This window comes from Thermogladius sp., assembly GCF_049970955.1.
GTDB lineage: Archaea > Thermoproteota > Thermoprotei_A > Sulfolobales > Desulfurococcaceae > Thermogladius.
Genome location: NZ_JBMFLY010000021.1, coordinates 1 through 18,129 on the forward strand (window position 1 = coordinate 1; position 18,129 = coordinate 18,129).

An 18,129-nucleotide genomic window follows, 5' to 3' on the forward strand; every position below is an offset into this window, starting at 1 on the left:
ATGCCTGTACCAAGACTAGTGTGCGAGCTCGAGGACGGGAGGTCTTTCTACCTAGAGAGAGTGCCCTACGATGTCATTATATTTGTGAAGAAAATCAACGGCGGTGTGATCGACGACGACAGAGAGAGGCTGGGCGACCTGCTAATCTCGATGCCCGAGGTGCTGGAGGCGCTCGGCAAGCACGTCAAGAGGGTCCTGATCGAAGAGTTCGACGAGACGCGAGGGGTGTACTCGGCTTACGTCGAGTTCAACGATGGGGAACTGACCATAAAGAGGAAGATGGTGCCGAGTCACGCCATCCTTCTAGCTCTACTAGTGGGTAAGCCTGTATACGTGAAGAAGGAGCTGGTAGACGCTCAGGAAGCCTTGTTTAAGCAGTGAACTGCCGGGGTTTTACCTGACCGGTTTCTGCTTTTTACCGAGCCATATAGCCCTAAGAGAGACGCCGTTCACTTTAATAACCCTGTACCTAACACCGGGGATGTCTCCCATAGACTTGCCTCTGGGGCCTCCGATACCCTCGATGATCACCTCGTCGTGCTCGTCTATGTAGTTTATACCGCCGTCCCACGGCACGAAAGCCGTGACCACCTTGCCGTTCTTCACTAGCTGAACCCTAACACACTTTCTCACAGCAGAGTTCGGTTTTCTCGACTCGACACCGACCTTCTCAAGCACTATACCGCGCGCCATCGGGGCCCCTTCTAATGGGTCGGCCTTCTCCTTCAGCCTTAACATCTTCACCTTGAACTCTCTAAGGCTCCACCTAAACTTGAGCCTCTTCTTCCTCAGCTTCCTCGCAGCGAAGAGGCCGTTCGGCGCCTTTTTACCTGGCATTCCTTGACCCCTCTAAGAAGGGAGTCTCACATAGGCTTTTAAGCTTCACGCTATTATCACTGTGTCAATGTTGAAGTACCGGTTGAGTAGTAGACGAGCCCTGGCGACGTTCTTACCGTTTTTCCCTATAGCGATCGCCTTGTCGTTAGGGTCGACGGTGGCGTACACGACTTTCTTGCCGCCAGGTCTCTGAGCCACCTTCACTTCTCTAACTCTAGCAGGCGCTAATGCGTACTTCGTCAACTCCTCTATGTTGTCACTGTAGCCGACGATCTCGATGTTCTTGTTGAGCATCTTCTTCAGGGTCTGCACGAAAATGCCTTTGGGGCCGATCGCTTTGCCTATCTCGTCGGGTTTCACGAGGAATATTATCCTGTTGTTCTCCTCGTCGACCACACAGTCGTGGACGTGGACCCCGGTCAGCTCGTGTAGGAGGGTCATGTATCTGAACTCTTCGGGCGTTATTTTGATCTGGGGCCTCTCCTTACTCATTGCTTACCTCCACCCGCCAACTCTAGGATGTTGGACTGCCCGGGTTCGATCACTCCCAACGTAGACACGCCGAACGGCTTCCCTAGTATCGTGCCGAGCTCTATGTTGGTGCCCGGGAAGACCAGCACGGGGACGTTAGACAGCTTAGAATAGTAGTACACGTCCTCCTTGAACTCTGGCGGCGCGTTTGCTGCCAGGATTACTAGCCTGACCTTACCGTGTAGGAGCAGCTTCACGGTCCTTTTGTAGCCTATGACCACCTTGCCCGTCCTATACGCCGTTTGAATAGCCTTGATGATCTCGGGCTGGGCTGCGGACATGCCTATCCCTCCGTCTTCTGGTTCCTAATACTTGACGGTGTCGCGTAGAGCTCTACCAACCCTGTACCAACAGGTATTATCTGCCCTATTATAATATTTTCGGGGACACCGTTTAAGTTGTCTACTTCGCCGCTGACTGCGGCCTCGATCAGCTTCTGCACCGTCATCTCGAAAGTGGCCCTGGCCAAAACACTGGGCTTCTCGCCGGCGACGCCCATCCTACCCACTTGCCTCACCCTACCTGTCCAAGTCATAACGTCGGCCAGAAGCATGATATGCCTTATGTCGACGTCCAGCCCCTGGTCGTCGAGGATGCTCTTGATCTCGCGTATGATCGCCGCTCTCGCAGCCTCGATCCCTAGCGTTCTCTCGATCTCCATGATGTCGTTCGTGTAGACCTTCCTCCAATCAACGCCCTTGATCCTCATCACCTCGGGTAGGTTACTACCCTCGGCGATCAACACGTACTCGTCACCCCTCTTTTGGATAATGACCTTCTTGATACCCTTCACCCCCTTGATTCGAGCCGACGCTATTTTCTGCCGTATCTTCTCCATCTTGGAGTAGTCCATGTACTCCTCGGACAACTCTACTCTCACCGTGTAGTTCTCCTCGTCTACCTTGACCTCACCTATGTTAAGCGCCTCGAGGGCGGCCACCACGTCTGATATCTTGACGCCCTTGTCTTCCAGCATCTCTGGGTCCAGCTTGATGATGGCCCCCTCGTACGGGTTGATAACGATACTCTCGGCAACGTTCTCGATAAGGGTAGACTCTATCTTCCTAGCTATCTCTTTGGCCTTTTCTTCGCTGTTCTTGAATCCTTCTTCGAGGTAAATCTCCATGATAGGCGTCTCCGGTCTCTTCCTCGCGTCGACTATCTCTATGAGTCTCGGGAGGCCCAGGGTTACGTTGAACTCCCTGACGCCAGCGTAGTGGAAGACACGCAGTGTCATCTGGGTCGACGGCTCCCCCAGGCTTTGAGCCGCCACAGTCCCCACAGGCTCGCCCGGTTCAACAAGAGAGCTTTCATACCGCTTGGCTACCTCGCGTAGGATAGCGTCGACCTCCTCCTCGTAGAGGCCGTACTTCTCGTACACCTCGACGAGCTTTTTCTCGAGCTCCTCCAAGACGTTTTCGCTCACTTTGCCCCGTAACGTCTCGATACGATTCCTCAGCTCTTCGACAGACTTGACGGGCCTCACATCCTCCACCCCACCACTTTCTGGATAACCCTGTCCACGTTAACGGCCTTTCCATGGTCGCTCTTCATGGGGTCTACACCGTCCTCCCCGTACTTGAACTGTATGACCTCGCCGTTAGTAGTCCTCACACTGCCGTCGATGTCTACTCTGACGTCTTGTAGGGCGTTTATCAGCCTCCTCTGCATGTAGCCCGACTGACTCGTCCTCACAGCTGTGTCGATCAGGCCCTCTCTCCCGCCTGCCGCGTGGAAGAACATCTCGATGGGCGATAGGCCGTCGACGAAGCCCCTCGCGACGAAGCCCCTGGCCTCCGGTCCTAGGTCGCCGGGCTTGAAGTGGGGTAGGCTCCTGTCCATGTAGCCCCTCGTAAGCCTCTTACCTCTGACTGTCTGCTGCCCTAGCAGGGCAGCCATCTGCGTTAGGTTGACAGGGTTCCCCCTAGACCCCGTCCTGGCCATGACTATCACAGGGTTGGCTAGTGTGAAGTACGGCGTGATGACGTCAGCTACTTCGTCGAGAAGCCTCTTGGACAGCAGGTCTATAATCTCGTCTTCCAGGGTCTCCTCAACGGTCTTTCCCGGCTTAGGTTGTAGCCTTCCAGCCCTGTACTCCTCGATCAGTCTACCAACCTCCCTCTTCTTGTCTTCGATTATGCTCTTGATCCTCTCTCTGGCTTCGGGAGGTATGAGCAAGTGGTAGTAGCTCATAGTGAAGCCGTACATCTCCGAGAACCTTATGAACATCCTGTAGACGTTGTCCATGAACTTCCTAGCGACGTCTTCCCCGTACTCTTTGATCAGCCAGTGGACCAAGCTCTCGGGCTCCTCCCTGCCGATACTCGCCTTGTCTATAACGCCCTCGAGTAGCTGCCCCTTCTTGATTATTACGAGGCTGTCGTGCGGGCAGTCCTCGTCTATACACCTCAACGCTGAGGCGGAGGCTATCTTAGCATTCCTCTTGTAGTTGAAGTCCCTCGGCAGGAAGAGGGAGATTATCTGCTTCCCCGTCCAGTACTCTGCAGGTTTCTGGATAGCCGGCTCGGGCAACGAGCCCTTATAGCCGGCAACGCTCAGCAGGTCTATGACCTCGGCTTTTGTGAGTATGGTGGACTTGTTAGTCAACAAAAAGGCGCCGCTTATGTAGTCCTGTAGACCACCGATTATAGGCCCGCCGTACCTCGGGGTTAGAATGTGTTTCTCGACGAGCATCAGTATTCTGGCCTCGGCTCTCGCCTCCTCGCTCTGAGGCACGTGTAGGTTCATCTCGTCCCCGTCAAAGTCGGCGTTGTAGGGCGGACACACCAGCAGGTTAAGGCGGAAGGTCTTGTACGGGAGAACCCTGACGATGTGGGCCATTACCGATATCCTGTGAAGCGAGGGCTGCCTGTTGAACAGGACTATGTCGCCGTCTAGTAGGTGCCTCTCCACTATGAAGCCAGGGGCTAGCGACTCGGCTACGGCCTTCCGGTCGACGAATTTAAGGCTGATCTTCCTCCCGTCCGGCCTTATAACGTAGTTGGCGCCAGGCCACTTGTCGGGACCGTTGAGGACGAGTTTCCTCATTTCTTCGATGTTCCAAGGTGTCACTTTTTCCGGGACGGTTAGGACTTTCGCTATTACCTCCGGTACACCCACCTCGTTTATGCTCAAATTGGGGTCTGGGCTGATCACGGTACGAGCGCTGAAGTCTACCCTCTTACCCCTCAGGTTACCTCTGAACCTGCCCTCCTTACCTTTGAGCCTCTGCGCTAAGCCTTTAAGCGTCTTACCTGTCCTGTGCTTGGCCTGCGGTATGCCCGGCGCCTCGTTGTCGAAGTAGGTAGTGACGTGGTACTGCAACAGCTCCCACTCGTCCTCGATCAGAGCGTTGGGAGCGCCCGTCTCTACGTGCTCCCTCAACCTGTTGTTGACTCTTATAATGTCCACTAGTTTGTGCGTCAGGTCGTCCTCGCTCCTTATACCTGTCTCTAGCAGGATCGAGGGCCTCACAGCCCTCGGCGGCACCGGTAAGACCGTTAGAACCATCCACTCCGGCCTAGCGTCGGTCGGGTCTCCGCCGAGTAGCCTAACGTCGTCGTCCGGTATTTTCTCCAGCCTGCTCCTGACTTCGGCGGGAGTGAGTTTGACGAGCCCCTCCTCCCGTTCCTCGTAGAAGGTGTGTGGTTTGTCCAGCTTGATCTTGTACTGAGGCGCGCCACAGTGTGGGCACGTCTGCTGTGCTGCTGCTCTCTTCCTTATGAACTCGTGGAGCCGCTTAACTAGGTACTTGAGGTTCAAGTCCTCGAGGTCCTTCAACAGCTTCAGGTAGAGCTGCCTCTCGTTCTCGGGAAGCTTAACCCTGCCGCACACCCTACAGGTGGTCTTTAAGTACATGTGGATGTGCTTGGCAAAACCTGCGTGTATGACGGGCTTAGCCAGCTCTATGTGGCCGAAGTGCCCCGGGCACTCGTCTCTCGTGTTCCCGCAGATCGGGCAGACTTCCTTAGGCTCTATCGCCCCTAGCCGCTTGTCCATTACGCCCCCGTCCACGGGGGCTCCGTCGCTGTCGTAGACGTCGCTCGTTATTATGTTGGTCACGCTCATTCTACGGATCTCGTCTGGCGAAAGTATGCCGAATTTAATCTCTTTAATCCTGTACATACCCATGCTCTCACGCCTCCCTAACGTCCTCCAGCCTTAGACGAGGCATGATGGCCATGCTCATGAGCTCCTGTATAAGCAACTTGAAGCTGTACGATACCTCGACGGGTTTTAGAACCCCTTTCTCCTTGTGGACGGGGCACACGTACCTGTCCCTGATCCTGTCGTAGTAACCTATGTGACCGCATAACTCGCACACGTATATCACCGTCTTGTCGCTTCTGTCCATCATCGTCTCCTTTAGTAGCGAGGCCGCGCCGTGGCCTACCAAGCAGTCTACCTCCATCTCGCCCCATCTAAGCCCGCCTGCTCTAGCCCTGCCCTCTGTCGGCTGCCGGGTCAGGATCTGCACCGGTCCCCTAGCCCTGGCATGGATCTTGTCGCTAACCATGTGGTGTAGTTTCTGGTAGTAGACTATGCCTATGAAAACGGGCGCTCTCATCAGCTCGCCAGTCCTGCCGTCGTACATGGCCTCTTCACCCGTCTCCGGGTAGCCGTGCCTCTTCAGTATGACCATCAGCTTCTCCGGGTCCTCCTTGAAGAACGGCGTCCCGTCTACAAGCCTACCCTCCAGCGCGGCTACCTTACCCGCTATGCTCTCGATCAGCTGCCCCACCGTCATCCTGCTAGGGAACGCGTGGGGGTTGATTATGAGGTCTGGTGTGATCCCGTCCTCGGTGAAGGGCATGTCGTACTGCGGGATGATGAGGCCTACAACCCCCTTCTGGCCGTGCCTCGAGGCAAACTTGTCCCCTAGTTCGGGTATTCTGAGGTCCCTCACCCTCACCTTGACTAGCTTGTTACCGTCGCTGTCCGTGGTTATCATTACGACGTCCACTATACCCTTCTCCTCGTGCCTCATTACGACACTGGTGTCCTGCTTGACCTGCTCGCTACCAGTCAGCTCCTGCGTGATCATGAACCTCGATGGGCTGACCTTCCCGATCAGGACGTCACCGCCTACAACGTACGTCTCCGGGGCTACGATACCGTCCTCGTCCAGCTTCTCGTAGGCCCTCGGGCCTTTGTAGCCTCTTATGTCGCTCGGCGGAACAGTTATCTTGTCCTCCTGTCCACCGGGGTACTTGTACTCGACCGTCGAGTAAACACGGAAGAAGGTGCTACGGCCTAAACCCCTCTCGATGCTGCTCTTGTTCATTATGACCGCGTCCTCGATGTTGTAGCCTGTGTAAGTCAGTACTGCCACCACCATGTTCTGGCCAGCGGGCTTCTCGTTGTAACCGATCACCTCGAGCGCCTTAGTCTGGACTAGAGGCTTCTGGGGGTAGTGGAGGAAGTGCCCTCTAGAGTCCATCCTCCTCTGGAAGTTCGCGGCGTACAAGCCGAGGCTCTGCTTACCCATGGCAGCCTCGTATATGTTCCTCGGGCTCTGGTTGTGCTCCGGGTACGGTATAATGGAGGCCACTATGCCGAGAATGCTAGGGACCCATATCTCGAGGTGCGTGTGTTCGTTAGTCAACTCGTCGGGGGTTAGGGCTATGTACGCGTTCTCTTCCTCGTCGGGGTCCAGGTACTCTATGACGCCCCTCTTGACCAGGTCCTCGAATTTCAAATTCCCGTTCTTGAGCTGTTTTATGTGCTCGGGTTTGAGCTTTAGCTCGCCGTTCTCCACGACGAGGAGGGGCCTCCTGATACGCCCGGCGTCGCAGTTGACGTAGACCTCGTTGAGGTACTCTGTCCTAAAGTAGGCCACGTTGACCTCCGACGAGATCTTTCCCTGCCTGCGCAGCTCTCTGATCTTCCTCGCGAGCTCTCCGCCGTCCGGGTAGAGCCCTATCAGCCTGCCGTTAAGGTAGACCTTGCTCCACGAGCTGTATTCCGCCGTGCCGGGGTAGCCCTCTCCTCTCTTCATACTCTCCTTGAGCTCGTCCAGTATTTGGAGCAGGGGTTTAACGCCTAGTTTGATGAGCGTCTGCTCGACCTCCTTCTCGTCGTAGCCGACGCTGATGTGGGCCATAAGAGCAAGGTTCTTGACGAGACCTATGTTCGCGCCCTCGGGGGTCTCGAAGGGACACATCCTACCCCAAGAAGTGAAGTGAAGCTCTCTAGCCTCGAAGTGGGGTTGCGCGCGAGCTAACGGCGAGACGACTCTACGTAAGTGGCTGAGAGTGCTTAGCATGTTCGTCCTGTCTAGTATCTGGCTAACGCCAGTCCTGCCTCCAGGCCAGTTACCTGTGGCCATCGCGTGGTAGATCCTGTCGGTTATTATATTCGGTTTGATTACCATCTTCAGGTCTACTTTCCTGTACTTGCTATAGGTCTTCTCGATGCTTGTCTTCACTTCCCTGATGAACGACACGACGATCGCATGCCTGAGAAGCGTTGCGAGGAGGTCTCCCGCGAGCTTGAGCCTCTTGTTCCTGTAGTGGTCTTTGTCGTCGGGTTGCCTCCTGCCGAGGTGGACCTCGATTATTTTGTTTATCATCTGCCCTATGAACAGGGCTTTTTTCAGCCTCGTCGAAGGGCTCGGGTCCGTGCCGATGTGAGGTAGGAGATACTCGTCTAGTGCCCTCTCTGCTCTCTTGACCCTCTCCTCTCTAGGCCTGCCGACGGCCATCCTCGCACCTATGAAGTCGAGGGCCTCCTCGACTACTTTCTTCCTGTACTCCTCTTCCAGCCTACGAATCTCCTCGTCAGAGACTCCCGGCGGGATTTCGAGTCTCGGCAGAATCGACTGAACCTCGCTTATGGAGGGTAGGAGCTGGATCTGGACGTCCGGGTCGAAGGAAACCGCGTTCATCAGCTCGTACTCCGTAGCCAGCCCTAGGGCTATCATCAGAATTAGAGCCGGTATCTTCCTCCCTTGGAAGTTCGCGTAGAAGACCCCGTCCTTCCTCCTCTCTATCACTAGCTGGCTCCTCCTACCCTTGGCAGTGCTGACAACCTTCGCTACGTGCGTCGTCGACGAGCCCTCGGGGGAGACGTCCACTATTATGTTGTTGCTCGCCAGGTCCTCCTGGGCTATCAAGACCTTCTCGGCACCGTTGATTATGAAGTAACCACCCGGGTCGTCGGGGTCCTCGCCAATCTGTATAAGCTCTTCCCTAGACATCTTGCTCAGCGGGTCTAGCTCGGACTTCAACATGACTGGGAGGTCCATGAGCTTTATTTCCTGCTCCTTGTGAGAGCCCTCCTTGTCTACTAGGACGACCTTCGCTATCACCGGAGCAGCGTAGGTAAGATTCCTGAGCCTGCACTCCATAGGGGTTACTTCGATCTCGACCCCCTCGATGTTCTTCCAAACCGGCTTCCCGATCTTGTAGTCTTTTATCACTAGCTTAAGGTCGGCTGTGATCGGGATTTCCCGGTACTCCCTTATTATCTCAGGGAGTAGTTCGCGGACAAACCTGTTATAGCTGTCCAGGTGCTGGCGTACAAGACCCTTCTCCTCGAAGAAAGCCTTCATTAGAGTCCACAAGTCCTCGATGGAAGGCTTGTACGTCACTCCGTGCTCGCCTCTTTCTTGCTCACGTCCACTACTACGTACCTGTAAGCGATCGCGACCCCTGCCGTGGGGGACTTCCTCACTACTCTGATAATGTCGCCGGGCTTGGCTCCCACGGCCTTAGCCGCCGGGTCATCAACGGATATCCAAGGGAGGTTCTTCGGGCTTACACCCAGTTTCTTCAGGACCTCGAGCGCCTCCTCGGGGGACAGGACCTCATGTTTAGGGACTAGAACGTGTTCTAAGATGTTTATACTCTCCTCCTCGCTCATAATCAACACCGGTCATAAACATGATATAATCCAGGCTAGCACACCTGAATACCCCAATTCATAAAAGTCTATTAAATTTATCGTCAGCGGCGACGCTACCGAGAAGGGAGTGGAGGTTGGGAGTGGACCGGCCGGGATTTGAACCCGGGACCTCTCGGATGCCAACCGAGCGCTCTTCCAGGCTGAGCTACCGGCCCGCTAGTTGATACTATACGGTTCAGACGTCTTAAAAGCGTTCACGTGTGGGGGTCGACCCAACCTCTCCGTTAAATAGGAAGAGCCCCCTATTCCCAGTTGAAGAAGAGGTTGTGTCCCTGTATGTCCTCGGACATTATCGACGAGCTTGTCAAGAACCTGAAAGCGCCCTCCACGAAGATCTTCAAGAACAGGGAGATACTCCACCCCGAGTACGTCCCGGAAGTCCTACCACACAGAGAGAACGAGATCAGGCGCCTCGCGGAGATACTGGTCGTCGCCTTAAGAGGGGAGAGGCCCAGCAACGCACTCCTCTACGGTCTCACGGGCACCGGCAAGACTGCTGTAGCCAGGTACGTCGTCAAGAGGCTTGTCGAGAAGGCCAACTCGCTTAACGTGAAGCTGGAGCAGGCCTACGTCAACACTAGGAAGCTCGACACGACGTACAGGGTTGTGGCCCAGATAGCCTCCAGTATAGGGCTGAAGATCCCCCCGACAGGCCTGGCGATCAGCGAGGTCTACAGGAGGTACATCAACGCCCTCGAGAACTGGGGCGGTGTACACATCATAATCCTCGACGAGATAGACTACTACGTGAAAAGGGAGGGAGACGACCTGCTCTACAAGCTCGTGAGGATCAACGAGGAGCTGAAGAGCTCCCGTGTAGCCCTCGTGGGGATTACCAACGACATAAACTTCGTCGAGAGCCTAGACCCGCGGGTGAGGTCTAGCCTGGGAGAGGTCGAGATCGTCTTCCCGCCCTACAACGCGGAGCAGCTTTTCGACATCCTGAAGCAGAGAGCAGAGATGGCCTTCTACCCGGGTGTCGTGGACGACGGCGTGATATCCTTCTGCGCCGCCTTGGCCGCCCGAGAGCACGGAGACGCGAGGAGGGCGCTCGACCTGCTCAGAGTAGCGGGCGAGATCGCGGAGAGGGAGGGCTCGCCGAAGGTCACCGTTGACCACGTGAAGAGGGCTAATGTCGAGATAGAGGAGGGGAGAGTCCAGCAGAGCGTGATGTCCCTCCCCCTCCACCAGAAGATAGTGCTGAAGGCAATAATCGAAGTCGCCAAGCTGAAGGGGAGCGCCACCACTGGCGAGGTCTACTTGAAGTACTCCGAGATCGCCAAGGAGCTGGGCCTAGAGCCGCTGACTCAGAGGAGGGTGAGCGAGATAATAAGCCAGCTGGACATGCTCGGGCTCGTGAACGCGACCGTTGCGAGTAGAGGGAGGTACGGGGTCACCAAGGTTATTAGAGTCAGACCTGATCTCGTGAAGACTGTCGACGACTTGTTGAAGGATGTTAAATGAACTACGTTGCCTTCGACGACGGGTACTTCCCTGTCGGGTTCAAGTCGAGGAGGGGCTATACGATCGTACTCGGGGTTAAGACAGACGAGACCCTGAGGCCGACGGCCGTGGGGTTCAAGCCCGTCCTGGTAGACGCTGGACGTAGCGAGGACGCGGTGATAGAGCTAGGGAGGAGACTGGGGGGCGGGCTACTGCTGTTGGACGGAGTGACGTACAGCGGCTTCGACGTCGTAGACCCGTGGAGAGTCCACGAGTCCACGGGGCAGCCCGTCGTGGTGGTGCAGTACGGCGACGTCGACCTACAAGGCGTCGTAGACGCCTTGAGCAGGCACTTCCCCGACGGGCGCGAGAGGCTCAAGACCTTCCTGAGAGCATACGAGTCCATGAAACCCCTGGAGACGCCCTGGAGAACCATAAGGATACTACCGGTAGGGGTGGACTTCAGCGAGGCGACAGTGCTAGTTAGGGCCGCCATGATCTACAGCCCTATCCCAGAGCCCCTCAGGATAGCGCACAGCTTAGCGTCCGCGTTGACGAGACTGCTCTACCACAGGTTAAGTGTAGGAGGAGAGTAGCCGGGCGGGGATTCGAACCCCGGTCACGGGGGCTCCCCTCGCCGGGTGCCTCCCCGGCGACCCAGAGCCCCGCATCCTTGGCCGCTAGACGACCCGGCTATCAAGTATATTGATACTTGGCAACAAGGGTTAAAAGTCTTATACCCTTGGAGGCTCGACGCCCGGGGCCGTGAGCGGGCCCGCCGGGATTTGAACCCGGGACCTACGGGTTAAAAGCCCGCCGCTCTACCAAGCTGAGCTACGGGCCCTCAGTTCTCCTCCTACTCTATGTTCTGTTATAAACTTTACCGGGAGAGACCTCTCTACCGCGGATTCTCACGTAGAGCTTGTGGTAGCCGGAGCCCTCTGCTAAATCCCAACTTACAGAGAGCGTGGAGCCGTAGACGCCTGGCTCCACATCGAGCTCTTCGTCCAGCCCTGGGATCAAGACCTGGACTCTGTAACAGGGCTCCCCCACGGCTATGAGGCAGGGGATTGGGATTTCGAAAGGCCCGATCCTAAGCCACCCGCTCGCCACTAATTTGTAGTACCCCGCCGCGCTGTTCTCGTATTCGACCCTTATACTGTGCCTCGATTTGAGGACGAGATCGCCAAGTTCGAAGACCAGCGCCCCAGACCTCCTCGTGATCCTTCCACTAAAAGCCCGCGTGAACGGCCCGCCGACACTGGACTCGAAAACGACCTGTATGTTTATGTCCGTCATGCCTCTCGCTTGCTTTCATGAGCCTGCAAACGCTTATATTTGCCCCCGGTTATTAGGTGAACCTAAGACAACGGTGGTATTGTGACCCTTACTGTAGGCAAAAGGGTCGGAGAGATCTCCTACGTTATCCCCCGGCTGAGGCAGGGCGAGGAGCTCGTATCCACGACCATGAGTGTTTGCCCCTACTGCTACAGAGTTTTACCGGCCGTATTAGTCGAGAGAGACGGGAAGATCTACATTCGGAGAGTGTGCCCTGAGCACGGGGAGATCGAGGAGATATACTACGGCGACGCTACTACGTACAAGAGGATCTCCAAGTGGGAGGAAGACGGGAGAGGGGCGAGGCACGTCTACACCCAGTTGAAGGGGCCCTGCCCGTTCAACTGTGGTCTCTGCCCGATGCACAAGCAGCACTCAGCCTTAGTGAACATCGTCTTGACTAACAGGTGCAACCTGAGCTGCTGGTACTGCTTCTTCTTTGCGGAGGCCTCAGGCTACGTGTACGAGCCGTCCATCGACCAGATAAGGGAGATGGTGAGGGCGATCAAGAAGCAGGGTGTAACGGTCGCTGTCCAGCTAACAGGCGGTGAGCCGACCCTTAGGGAGGACCTCGTCGATATAGTCAGGATGTTGAGGAGCGAGGGCGTAAGGCACATTCAGCTTAACACCAACGGGATAAAGTTTGCCGAGCTGTACTGGGAGGAGCCCGCTAAAGCTGTCGAGTACGCCCGAGAGCTGAGGGTTGCGGGCGTAAACACGGTCTACCTGAGCTTCGACGGCGTGTCGCCTGTCACGAACTGGAAGAACCACTGGGAGATCCCGTACATCTTCGAGGTCTTCAGGAAGGCGAGTATGACGAGCGTCGTGCTGGTGCCCACGGTGATCAACAACGTGAACACCCACGAGCTAGGGGCGATAATAAGGTTCGCCGCCAAGCACATGGACATCGTGAGGTCCGTGAACTTCCAACCAGTGAGCATAACAGGGCTTATGAAGAGGCACGAGAGGGAGAAGTACAGGGTCACCATAGGCGACATAGTCAAGCTGATAGAGGAGCAGACCGATGGGGAGGTCCCGAGAGAGGCGTGGTTCCCGATCAACGTCAGCGCCGTGTTCTCCAGGTTTATAGAGGGCTTCAGCGGGGAGTTCAAGTTCGAGATGAGCAACCACCCAGCCTGCGGGGTGGGGACCTACGTCTACGTCGAGAGGAGGGGTGACACCACCAGGCTCGTGCCCATAACCGAGTTCGTGGACGTGGAAGGGCTCGTCGAGTACCTCGAGGAGAAGTGGAGGGACTTAGTGGAGGGCTCGAGCAGGCTCTTGACCGGGATGAGGCTGCTCTACACTATTCGGAAGTTTATACACCAGGAGAAGGCCCCCGAGGGCTTCGACCTCTACAAGTTGCTGTTCAACATCATCGTGAAGAGGAGCTACGAAGCTCTAGGCGAACTCCACTACAAGCTCTTGTTCCTGGGGCAGATGCACTTCATGGACCTATACAACTACGACATTCAGAGGGTCCAGAGGTGCAATATCCACTACGCTGTCCCAGACGGCAGGCTGATACCGTTCTGCGCGTTCAACATCTTCGAAGACATCTACAGGGAGAAGATACACAAGGAGAACAGTATTAGTCTGCTCGAGTACAGCAAGAAGTACGGGTTGCCCGAGGGCATCGTCACTAGGAAGTACATCAGGGACAGGCGCAAGCTGGAGTCGACGGAGATCTACAAGAAGACCTACGAGGGTATCCTCGAGCTGGTGAAGAGGTAACGAGCCCTGTTTTTAGCGGGCTATTTCCATCCCTACACGTTGGTTGAAGCATGTCGGGTTTCAAGTGCCTGGTCGTAGCAGGCACGCCGGGAGTGGGCAAGTCGACGGTCTCTAGATTACTGGCAGAGCGGATCGGGGGCACCTATGTAGACTTGAGCGAGCTCGTCGTTAGGGAGGGGCTCTACGACTACTACGACCCCGAGACCAACAGCTACGTGATCAACGAGGAGAGGGTCTCGGCTAGGGTTAGGGAGTTGTGCGAGAGCGGTAGAGGGGTCGTGATCTCGACGCACTATCCCGAGGTCTTAGACAGCGAGGTGGTGGACGTTGTGGTCGTCCTCCGACTGGACCCCCGGGAACTGATCGCCAGGTTGAGGAGCCGTGGCTGGAGCGTCAAGAAGGTGGCGGAGAACGTGATGGCAGAGGTCTTATCCGTAGTGTTGTCAAACGCCGTGGCCAGGTTCGGTACCGGGAAGGTTGTCGAGGTGGACGTAACAGGTAAGACCCCGGAAGAGGTCGTCGACGAGCTCCTACACAAGGTCAGGGGAGGGACCACCCCAGGCGGGTACATCGACTGGCTCGGTGTTGTTGAGCCCGGCTTCATAGAGGAGCTCGAAAGGGTGCTGGAGCGTGAGCCGGAGGCCTAGCTTCTTCCGACTGATGTCCTGGAGCGAGGTCAGGCGGGTGATCGACTCGGCGGACGTCGTCCTGCACGTGCTCGACATCAGAGACCCGCTCTCCACGCTGAGCGCGCGGGTCGAGAGCATAGTCCGCCGCCAGGGAAAGGAACTGGTCCTCGTCTTGAACAAGGCCGACCTCGTGCCCAGGGATGTAGCCGAGGCCTGGAAGAGGTACTTCGCCGGCAGGGGCTACAACGCGGTCTACGTGTCGACCACTAGACACCAGGGCACGCTCATATTGAGAAGGACTATAAAGCGCGTAGCCCCGAGACTCCCGACGGTCGTGGCCGTAGTCGGGTTCCCGAAGACTGGGAAGTCGTCTATAATCAACGCCTTGAAGGGGAGGCACTCCGCCCCCACGAGCCCCTATCCCGGTTCCCCAGGCTACACCAAGGGCATCCAGTTCATTAGGATAGACAAGGACATTCTCATGGTAGACACCCCTGGTGTGATCCCAATAGAAGGAGACCCGCTGGAGAGGGTTATCAGGGGGACCCCCGTCGAGCACATCGAGGACCCGGTAGGGGTAGCCCACATGCTGATCAAGAGGGTGCTCGAGAAAAGGCCCGACGCCTTCAAGAAGGCCTATGGCCTCGACTCCGTGGACCCCGAGGAGATACTGAGGGCTATAGCGGCCAGGCACGGCTGGTTCTATAAGAAGAGTAAGGAGCCCCTCGTTGAGGAGGCGGCTCGCAAGGTTATTAGGGATTTCCACGATGGTGTGATACCGTACTACGTCGAACCCGCGGAGGCGGAGTGAGCACGGCAATGGGGGTGCGAGTGAGGATAACAGGTGAGGGAGAGCGCGTCGTCGAGAACGTCTCTAGCGTGAGGGAGCTGCTGGCCAGAGTAGGCCTGGTGGGAGAGGAGGTGGTCGTGCTCCGGAACGGCGTCATACTGACAGAGGACGACGAGCTGCGCGACGGGGACGAGGTAATAGTCTACGTGGTGAAGTCTGGTGGCTGAGAGAGCGGGCTTGAGCGAGTTCGAGAGAGAGCTCTACAGCAGGCAACTGAAGCTGATAGGAGAAGAGGGGCAGCTGAAGCTGAAGAAGGCCAGGGTCCTCGTCGCCGGTCTAGGCGGTCTGGGCTCAGCCGTATCGATCTACCTGGCAGCCATGGGCGTGGGGAACCTCTACATACTGGACAGAGAGGTGGTCGAGGTCAGCAACCTCCAGAGGCAGGTGCTGTACTCAATAGACGACCTGGGCAAGCCCAAGCCGCTCGCCGCCGCAGAGAAGCTCAGGAAGCTGAACCCGAACACAAACGTCCAGCCCATATACGCCGAGGTCTCCGAGAGCCTCTTGTCGAGCATAGACGTGGACGTCTACGTCGACGCGTTCGACAACTGGCCCGCCAGGTTCGTCCTAGACAAGGTCGCCTGGTCCAAGAGAAAGCCCCTCGTCCACGGGGGCGTTAGGGGCTTCTACGGACAGGTGACGGTCGTCCTCCCCGGGGTGACACCCTGTCTTAGGGCCCTGTTCCCGATTACCGGCGAGACCAGGGAAGAGTCCCCTCTCCAGGTATTCCCCACAACGCCGGGGATCATAGGCCTAATAGAGGCCCTGGAGACCGCCAAGATAATCCTAGGTATGGGTAACCTTCTGGTCAACAAGCTGCTCGTCTACAACGGTCTCCAGCCCTCTTTCGAGGTCATCGAGTTCAAGCCAGACCCAAAAATGTTCGAGAGGTGCCAGTGAGGCTCAACCGCCCATCTCGGGCGTCATGAACGTGACCCTGTCGCCGTCCCGGAGCCTGTAGTCGGGGCTGAGTACAGGCCTGTCGTTTACGAAGGTCACGAAGACGAAGTGTCCTTGGGAGTACCTCTTGTATATCCTCGGGTTGAGCTTTTCAGAAACAGTCTTCACCAGCTCGTCTAGCGTGGCGCCCTCCGGTAGCTCGACCTCCATCGCGAAGACGCCTGACATCTCGCTCGCCCTCCCGGTGAAGACGACCTTCACCTTCACCGTCAGCCACCCGGCGCTTCCTCTATAACTACAACCCTGTCCCCGGCCCTTATAAGAGTCGACGGCTCGTCCGCGATTCTGTCGTTTACCAAGACTATGAGGTTGCCGCTGAAACCGCGCTCCACTATGGTTCTCACGAGCTCTGCCAGCGTTGTGGAGTCCCCGGGTACTTCGACCCAGACCCTGCTGGGTAGTACGAGGGCCCTCACGGGCATAGGCGGCTCCTACATGCTAGCCACTGTTAGAGTCCAGGCAATGGCGACCACTACCTCGATGGTCGTAGCGACCAGGGCTATCTTCAGCCACTCGCCCCACCCTATCTCCATCTTGTTCTTCTCGCTCAGGCCCACGGCTATTATGTTCGCCGAGCTGCCTATCGGCGTGTAGTTCCCGCCGAACACGCCGCCGTATAGTAGGGCCCAGAACGCCGCAGCCGAGCCCCCGATCGAGACCAGCGTCTGCGCGACGGGGGTCAGGGCCACTATGACGGACAAGTTGTCCAAGACGCTGCTTAGGCCCGCCGAGAGAACCAGCATGATGGTGTACAGGAGCGGGTAGGAAACCGCGCCTGTCAACGAGCTTAGCAGGACCGTCAGGTAAGCCAGCTTGGAGGCCACGCCAGACCAGAACAGAGAGTAGCCGAGCATGAAGAGCGAGATGAAGAATATTATAGAGGGCCACTCGACGCCCTTCTCGAGCACCTCGCCCATTCTCGAGGCGCCGATAAGGGGGGTCGACACCATTATCAGCGGGTAGGGTGTGAAGGCCAATAGGGCGTGGGGGTCCACGTTAATGCCTCCTAGGAGGCTTATCGCCCCCGACAGCTGGTCGTTTACCCCGATGAGGGTCAGGAAGGCTATTAGTATTACCAGGCCCTCCTTAACCCTGGTGATCTCGCTGGGGGACAGCGAGGTGTAGAAGCGCACCGCTATCTTGTCTATCATGTCCCTGCTCAACCTCTCGCCGAAACCCGAGAGGTAGCCTCTCGCGAGCGCGGAGAACACCACTACTAGGAGCGCTAGGTTTAGCAGGGACAAAGGCAGGGCCTTGACTATGAAGGACGTTATACTGAGGTTCGCTGTGAAGGCCAAGTAGAGCCCTATGGGGTTCCCCACGGGCAGGGCGACGCTACCCGTGTTGGTGGCTAGTACTGACAGTATGACCAGAGGCCTCACGTCGTAGCCTGTGAGCTTGTAGATGTCGAAGACCAGCATGAGCACGTACGTGATACTCGCTACTTCGCCCACAGCCAGCGAGAGGAACCAGGAGAGGATAGACAAGTAGGCCACGAGCAGTACAGGGTTGCCGCGGCTGGCCTGCAGCACTCTTATGGCGAGGTACTCGAAGACCCTCAGCGACCTCAGGACGTAGGCGAGGGTCATGCTACCGATTAGGAAGAGGATCAGCCCCCACTCCACTCCCCCTAACACCAGCTGCGGGGAGACAACGCCCAGGAAGACTATCGCGGATACGCCGAGGAGGGCCGCGTAGTACCTGTACTCCATCGAGATCACTGTGAGGGCTATCACGACGAGGAAGAAGCCCAGGCTAGCGCCCTGCTCCACTATGCTCCTCGCGGAGTTTATCAGCGAAGGGTCCGGGCAGCCTCCTCTCACACTACACCACGCGTCAATGATGCTCTTACCCACCCCCTCGTACGGCACCCTGATGAGGTACATGCCGGCGAACGACAAC

At 56.9% G+C, this 18,129-nt stretch carries 19 protein-coding genes and 3 tRNA genes; 8 read left to right on the forward strand and 14 right to left on the reverse strand.

Going from position 1 to position 18,129, the window contains the following annotated elements; translation table 11 throughout:
- Positions 1-381, forward strand: a 381-nt coding sequence (locus tag ACP5VX_RS04090; RefSeq protein ID WP_428724625.1) for a bifunctional nuclease family protein, incomplete at its 5' end; no start/stop codon positions are given.
- Positions 382-393: 12 nt separating this feature from the next.
- On the opposite strand, the gene ACP5VX_RS04095 is transcribed toward ACP5VX_RS04090, so the two are convergent.
- The 8 genes from ACP5VX_RS04095 to ACP5VX_RS04130 all read right to left on the reverse strand — a co-directional run bounded on the left by ACP5VX_RS04095 (position 394) and on the right by ACP5VX_RS04130 (position 9,428).
- Positions 394-837, reverse strand: coding sequence for a 30S ribosomal protein S12 (locus ACP5VX_RS04095; RefSeq protein ID WP_428724626.1), 444 nt, complete (start codon positions 835-837; stop codon positions 394-396).
- Positions 838-882: 45 nt separating this feature from the next.
- Entirely contained in the window at positions 883-1,329 is a 447-nt protein-coding gene (locus ACP5VX_RS04100; RefSeq protein WP_428724627.1) for a NusA-like transcription termination signal-binding factor, read from the reverse strand.
- A complete protein-coding gene (locus ACP5VX_RS04105; protein WP_428724628.1) occupies positions 1,326-1,649 on the reverse strand; it encodes a 50S ribosomal protein L30e in 324 nt (107 codons plus the stop codon). Before ACP5VX_RS04105 ends, ACP5VX_RS04100 begins: the two co-directional genes overlap by 4 nt.
- Before the next feature lie 2 nt (positions 1,650-1,651).
- Positions 1,652-2,863, reverse strand: coding sequence for a DNA-directed RNA polymerase subunit A'' (gene rpoA2 / locus ACP5VX_RS04110; protein ID WP_428724629.1), 1,212 nt, complete (start codon positions 2,861-2,863; stop codon positions 1,652-1,654).
- On the reverse strand, positions 2,851-5,499 hold the full coding sequence (locus tag ACP5VX_RS04115) for a DNA-directed RNA polymerase subunit A' (protein WP_428724630.1): 2,649 nt from the start codon (positions 5,497-5,499) through the stop codon (positions 2,851-2,853). The genes rpoA2 and ACP5VX_RS04115 overlap by 13 nt, the downstream gene beginning before the upstream one ends.
- 4 nt (positions 5,500-5,503) lie before the next feature.
- A complete protein-coding gene (locus tag ACP5VX_RS04120; protein ID WP_428724642.1) occupies positions 5,504-8,920 on the reverse strand; it encodes a DNA-directed RNA polymerase subunit B in 3,417 nt (1,138 codons plus the stop codon).
- Positions 8,921-8,955: 35 nt separating this feature from the next.
- On the reverse strand, positions 8,956-9,231 hold the full coding sequence (locus ACP5VX_RS04125) for a DNA-directed RNA polymerase subunit H (RefSeq protein ID WP_428724631.1): 276 nt from the start codon (positions 9,229-9,231) through the stop codon (positions 8,956-8,958).
- 123 nt (positions 9,232-9,354) lie between these two features.
- A tRNA-Ala gene (locus ACP5VX_RS04130) sits at positions 9,355-9,428 on the reverse strand.
- A gap of 121 nt (positions 9,429-9,549) precedes the next feature.
- Here ACP5VX_RS04130 and ACP5VX_RS04135 point away from each other — a divergent pair.
- Positions 9,550-10,737: a Cdc6/Cdc18 family protein gene (locus tag ACP5VX_RS04135; protein ID WP_428724632.1), complete on the forward strand. Its 1,188-nt coding sequence runs from the start codon at positions 9,550-9,552 to the stop codon at positions 10,735-10,737.
- Positions 10,734-11,312: a DUF99 family protein gene (locus tag ACP5VX_RS04140; RefSeq protein ID WP_428724633.1), complete on the forward strand. Its 579-nt coding sequence runs from the start codon at positions 10,734-10,736 to the stop codon at positions 11,310-11,312. The genes ACP5VX_RS04135 and ACP5VX_RS04140 overlap by 4 nt, the downstream gene beginning before the upstream one ends.
- Here the strand turns inward: ACP5VX_RS04140 and ACP5VX_RS04145 are convergent.
- The 3 genes from ACP5VX_RS04145 to ACP5VX_RS04155 form a co-directional block, all read right to left on the reverse strand.
- A tRNA-Gln gene (locus ACP5VX_RS04145) sits at positions 11,310-11,411 on the reverse strand. The genes ACP5VX_RS04140 and ACP5VX_RS04145 overlap by 3 nt on opposite strands.
- 75 nt (positions 11,412-11,486) lie before the next feature.
- Positions 11,487-11,560 (reverse strand) — tRNA-Lys (locus ACP5VX_RS04150).
- Positions 11,561-11,577: 17 nt separating this feature from the next.
- A complete protein-coding gene (locus ACP5VX_RS04155; protein ID WP_428724634.1) occupies positions 11,578-12,015 on the reverse strand; it encodes a hypothetical protein in 438 nt (145 codons plus the stop codon).
- 81 nt (positions 12,016-12,096) lie between these two features.
- Between ACP5VX_RS04155 and tes the strand changes: the two genes are divergently transcribed.
- The 5 genes from tes to ACP5VX_RS04180 are packed head-to-tail and all read left to right on the forward strand — an operon-like array spanning position 12,097 to position 16,167.
- The gene (gene tes / locus ACP5VX_RS04160; RefSeq protein ID WP_428724635.1) at positions 12,097-13,788 is read left to right on the forward strand and encodes a tetraether lipid synthase Tes; all 1,692 of its coding nucleotides are present in this window, start codon (positions 12,097-12,099) and stop codon (positions 13,786-13,788) included.
- A 50-nt stretch (positions 13,789-13,838) separates the two neighbouring features.
- Complete coding sequence (locus tag ACP5VX_RS04165) at positions 13,839-14,435, forward strand: adenylate kinase family protein (protein WP_428724636.1); 597 nt, start codon at positions 13,839-13,841, stop codon at positions 14,433-14,435.
- A gap of 13 nt (positions 14,436-14,448) precedes the next feature.
- Positions 14,449-15,228 (forward strand): GTPase, encoded by a 780-nt coding sequence (locus ACP5VX_RS04170; RefSeq protein WP_428724643.1) that lies wholly within the window; start codon positions 14,449-14,451, stop codon positions 15,226-15,228.
- Positions 15,225-15,434, forward strand: coding sequence for a MoaD/ThiS family protein (locus tag ACP5VX_RS04175; RefSeq protein ID WP_428724637.1), 210 nt, complete (start codon positions 15,225-15,227; stop codon positions 15,432-15,434). The genes ACP5VX_RS04170 and ACP5VX_RS04175 overlap by 4 nt, the downstream gene beginning before the upstream one ends.
- Positions 15,427-16,167, forward strand: a complete 741-nt coding sequence (locus ACP5VX_RS04180) for a HesA/MoeB/ThiF family protein (protein ID WP_428724638.1) — start codon at positions 15,427-15,429, stop codon at positions 16,165-16,167. Before ACP5VX_RS04175 ends, ACP5VX_RS04180 begins: the two co-directional genes overlap by 8 nt.
- 3 nt (positions 16,168-16,170) lie before the next feature.
- On the opposite strand, the gene ACP5VX_RS04185 is transcribed toward ACP5VX_RS04180, so the two are convergent.
- From ACP5VX_RS04185 to ACP5VX_RS04195, 3 genes are all read right to left on the reverse strand, one after another.
- Positions 16,171-16,434 carry a MoaD/ThiS family protein gene (locus ACP5VX_RS04185; RefSeq protein WP_428724639.1) on the reverse strand — a complete coding sequence of 88 codons (264 nt, stop codon included), beginning with the start codon at positions 16,432-16,434 and terminating at the stop codon, positions 16,171-16,173.
- A gap of 2 nt (positions 16,435-16,436) precedes the next feature.
- A complete protein-coding gene (locus ACP5VX_RS04190) occupies positions 16,437-16,649 on the reverse strand; it encodes a MoaD/ThiS family protein (RefSeq protein ID WP_428724640.1) in 213 nt (70 codons plus the stop codon).
- Positions 16,650-16,658: 9 nt separating this feature from the next.
- On the reverse strand, positions 16,659-18,129 hold a 1,471-nt coding region (locus ACP5VX_RS04195), incomplete at its 5' end, for an SLC13 family permease (RefSeq protein WP_428724641.1).

Excerpts from the sequence above, each read along its gene's own strand:
- ACP5VX_RS04095 (WP_428724626.1), bottom strand. The coding sequence starts at position 837 with ATGCCAGGTAAAAAGGCGCCGAACGGCCTCTTCGCTGCGAGGAAGCTG.
- ACP5VX_RS04165 (WP_428724636.1), top strand. The coding sequence starts at position 13,839 with ATGTCGGGTTTCAAGTGCCTGGTCGTAGCAGGCACGCCGGGAGTGGGC.
- ACP5VX_RS04115 (WP_428724630.1), bottom strand. The coding sequence starts at position 5,499 with ATGGGTATGTACAGGATTAAAGAGATTAAATTCGGCATACTTTCGCCA.
- ACP5VX_RS04170 (WP_428724643.1), top strand. The coding sequence starts at position 14,449 with ATGTCCTGGAGCGAGGTCAGGCGGGTGATCGACTCGGCGGACGTCGTC.
- ACP5VX_RS04140 (WP_428724633.1), top strand. The coding sequence starts at position 10,734 with ATGAACTACGTTGCCTTCGACGACGGGTACTTCCCTGTCGGGTTCAAG.
- ACP5VX_RS04120 (WP_428724642.1), bottom strand. The coding sequence starts at position 8,920 with ATGAAGGCTTTCTTCGAGGAGAAGGGTCTTGTACGCCAGCACCTGGAC.
- ACP5VX_RS04190 (WP_428724640.1), bottom strand. The coding sequence starts at position 16,649 with ATGCCCGTGAGGGCCCTCGTACTACCCAGCAGGGTCTGGGTCGAAGTA.
- ACP5VX_RS04155 (WP_428724634.1), bottom strand. The coding sequence starts at position 12,015 with ATGACGGACATAAACATACAGGTCGTTTTCGAGTCCAGTGTCGGCGGG.
- ACP5VX_RS04135 (WP_428724632.1), top strand. The coding sequence starts at position 9,550 with ATGTCCTCGGACATTATCGACGAGCTTGTCAAGAACCTGAAAGCGCCC.
- ACP5VX_RS04100 (WP_428724627.1), bottom strand. The coding sequence starts at position 1,329 with ATGAGTAAGGAGAGGCCCCAGATCAAAATAACGCCCGAAGAGTTCAGA.
- ACP5VX_RS04125 (WP_428724631.1), bottom strand. The coding sequence starts at position 9,231 with ATGAGCGAGGAGGAGAGTATAAACATCTTAGAACACGTTCTAGTCCCT.
- ACP5VX_RS04105 (WP_428724628.1), bottom strand. The coding sequence starts at position 1,649 with ATGTCCGCAGCCCAGCCCGAGATCATCAAGGCTATTCAAACGGCGTAT.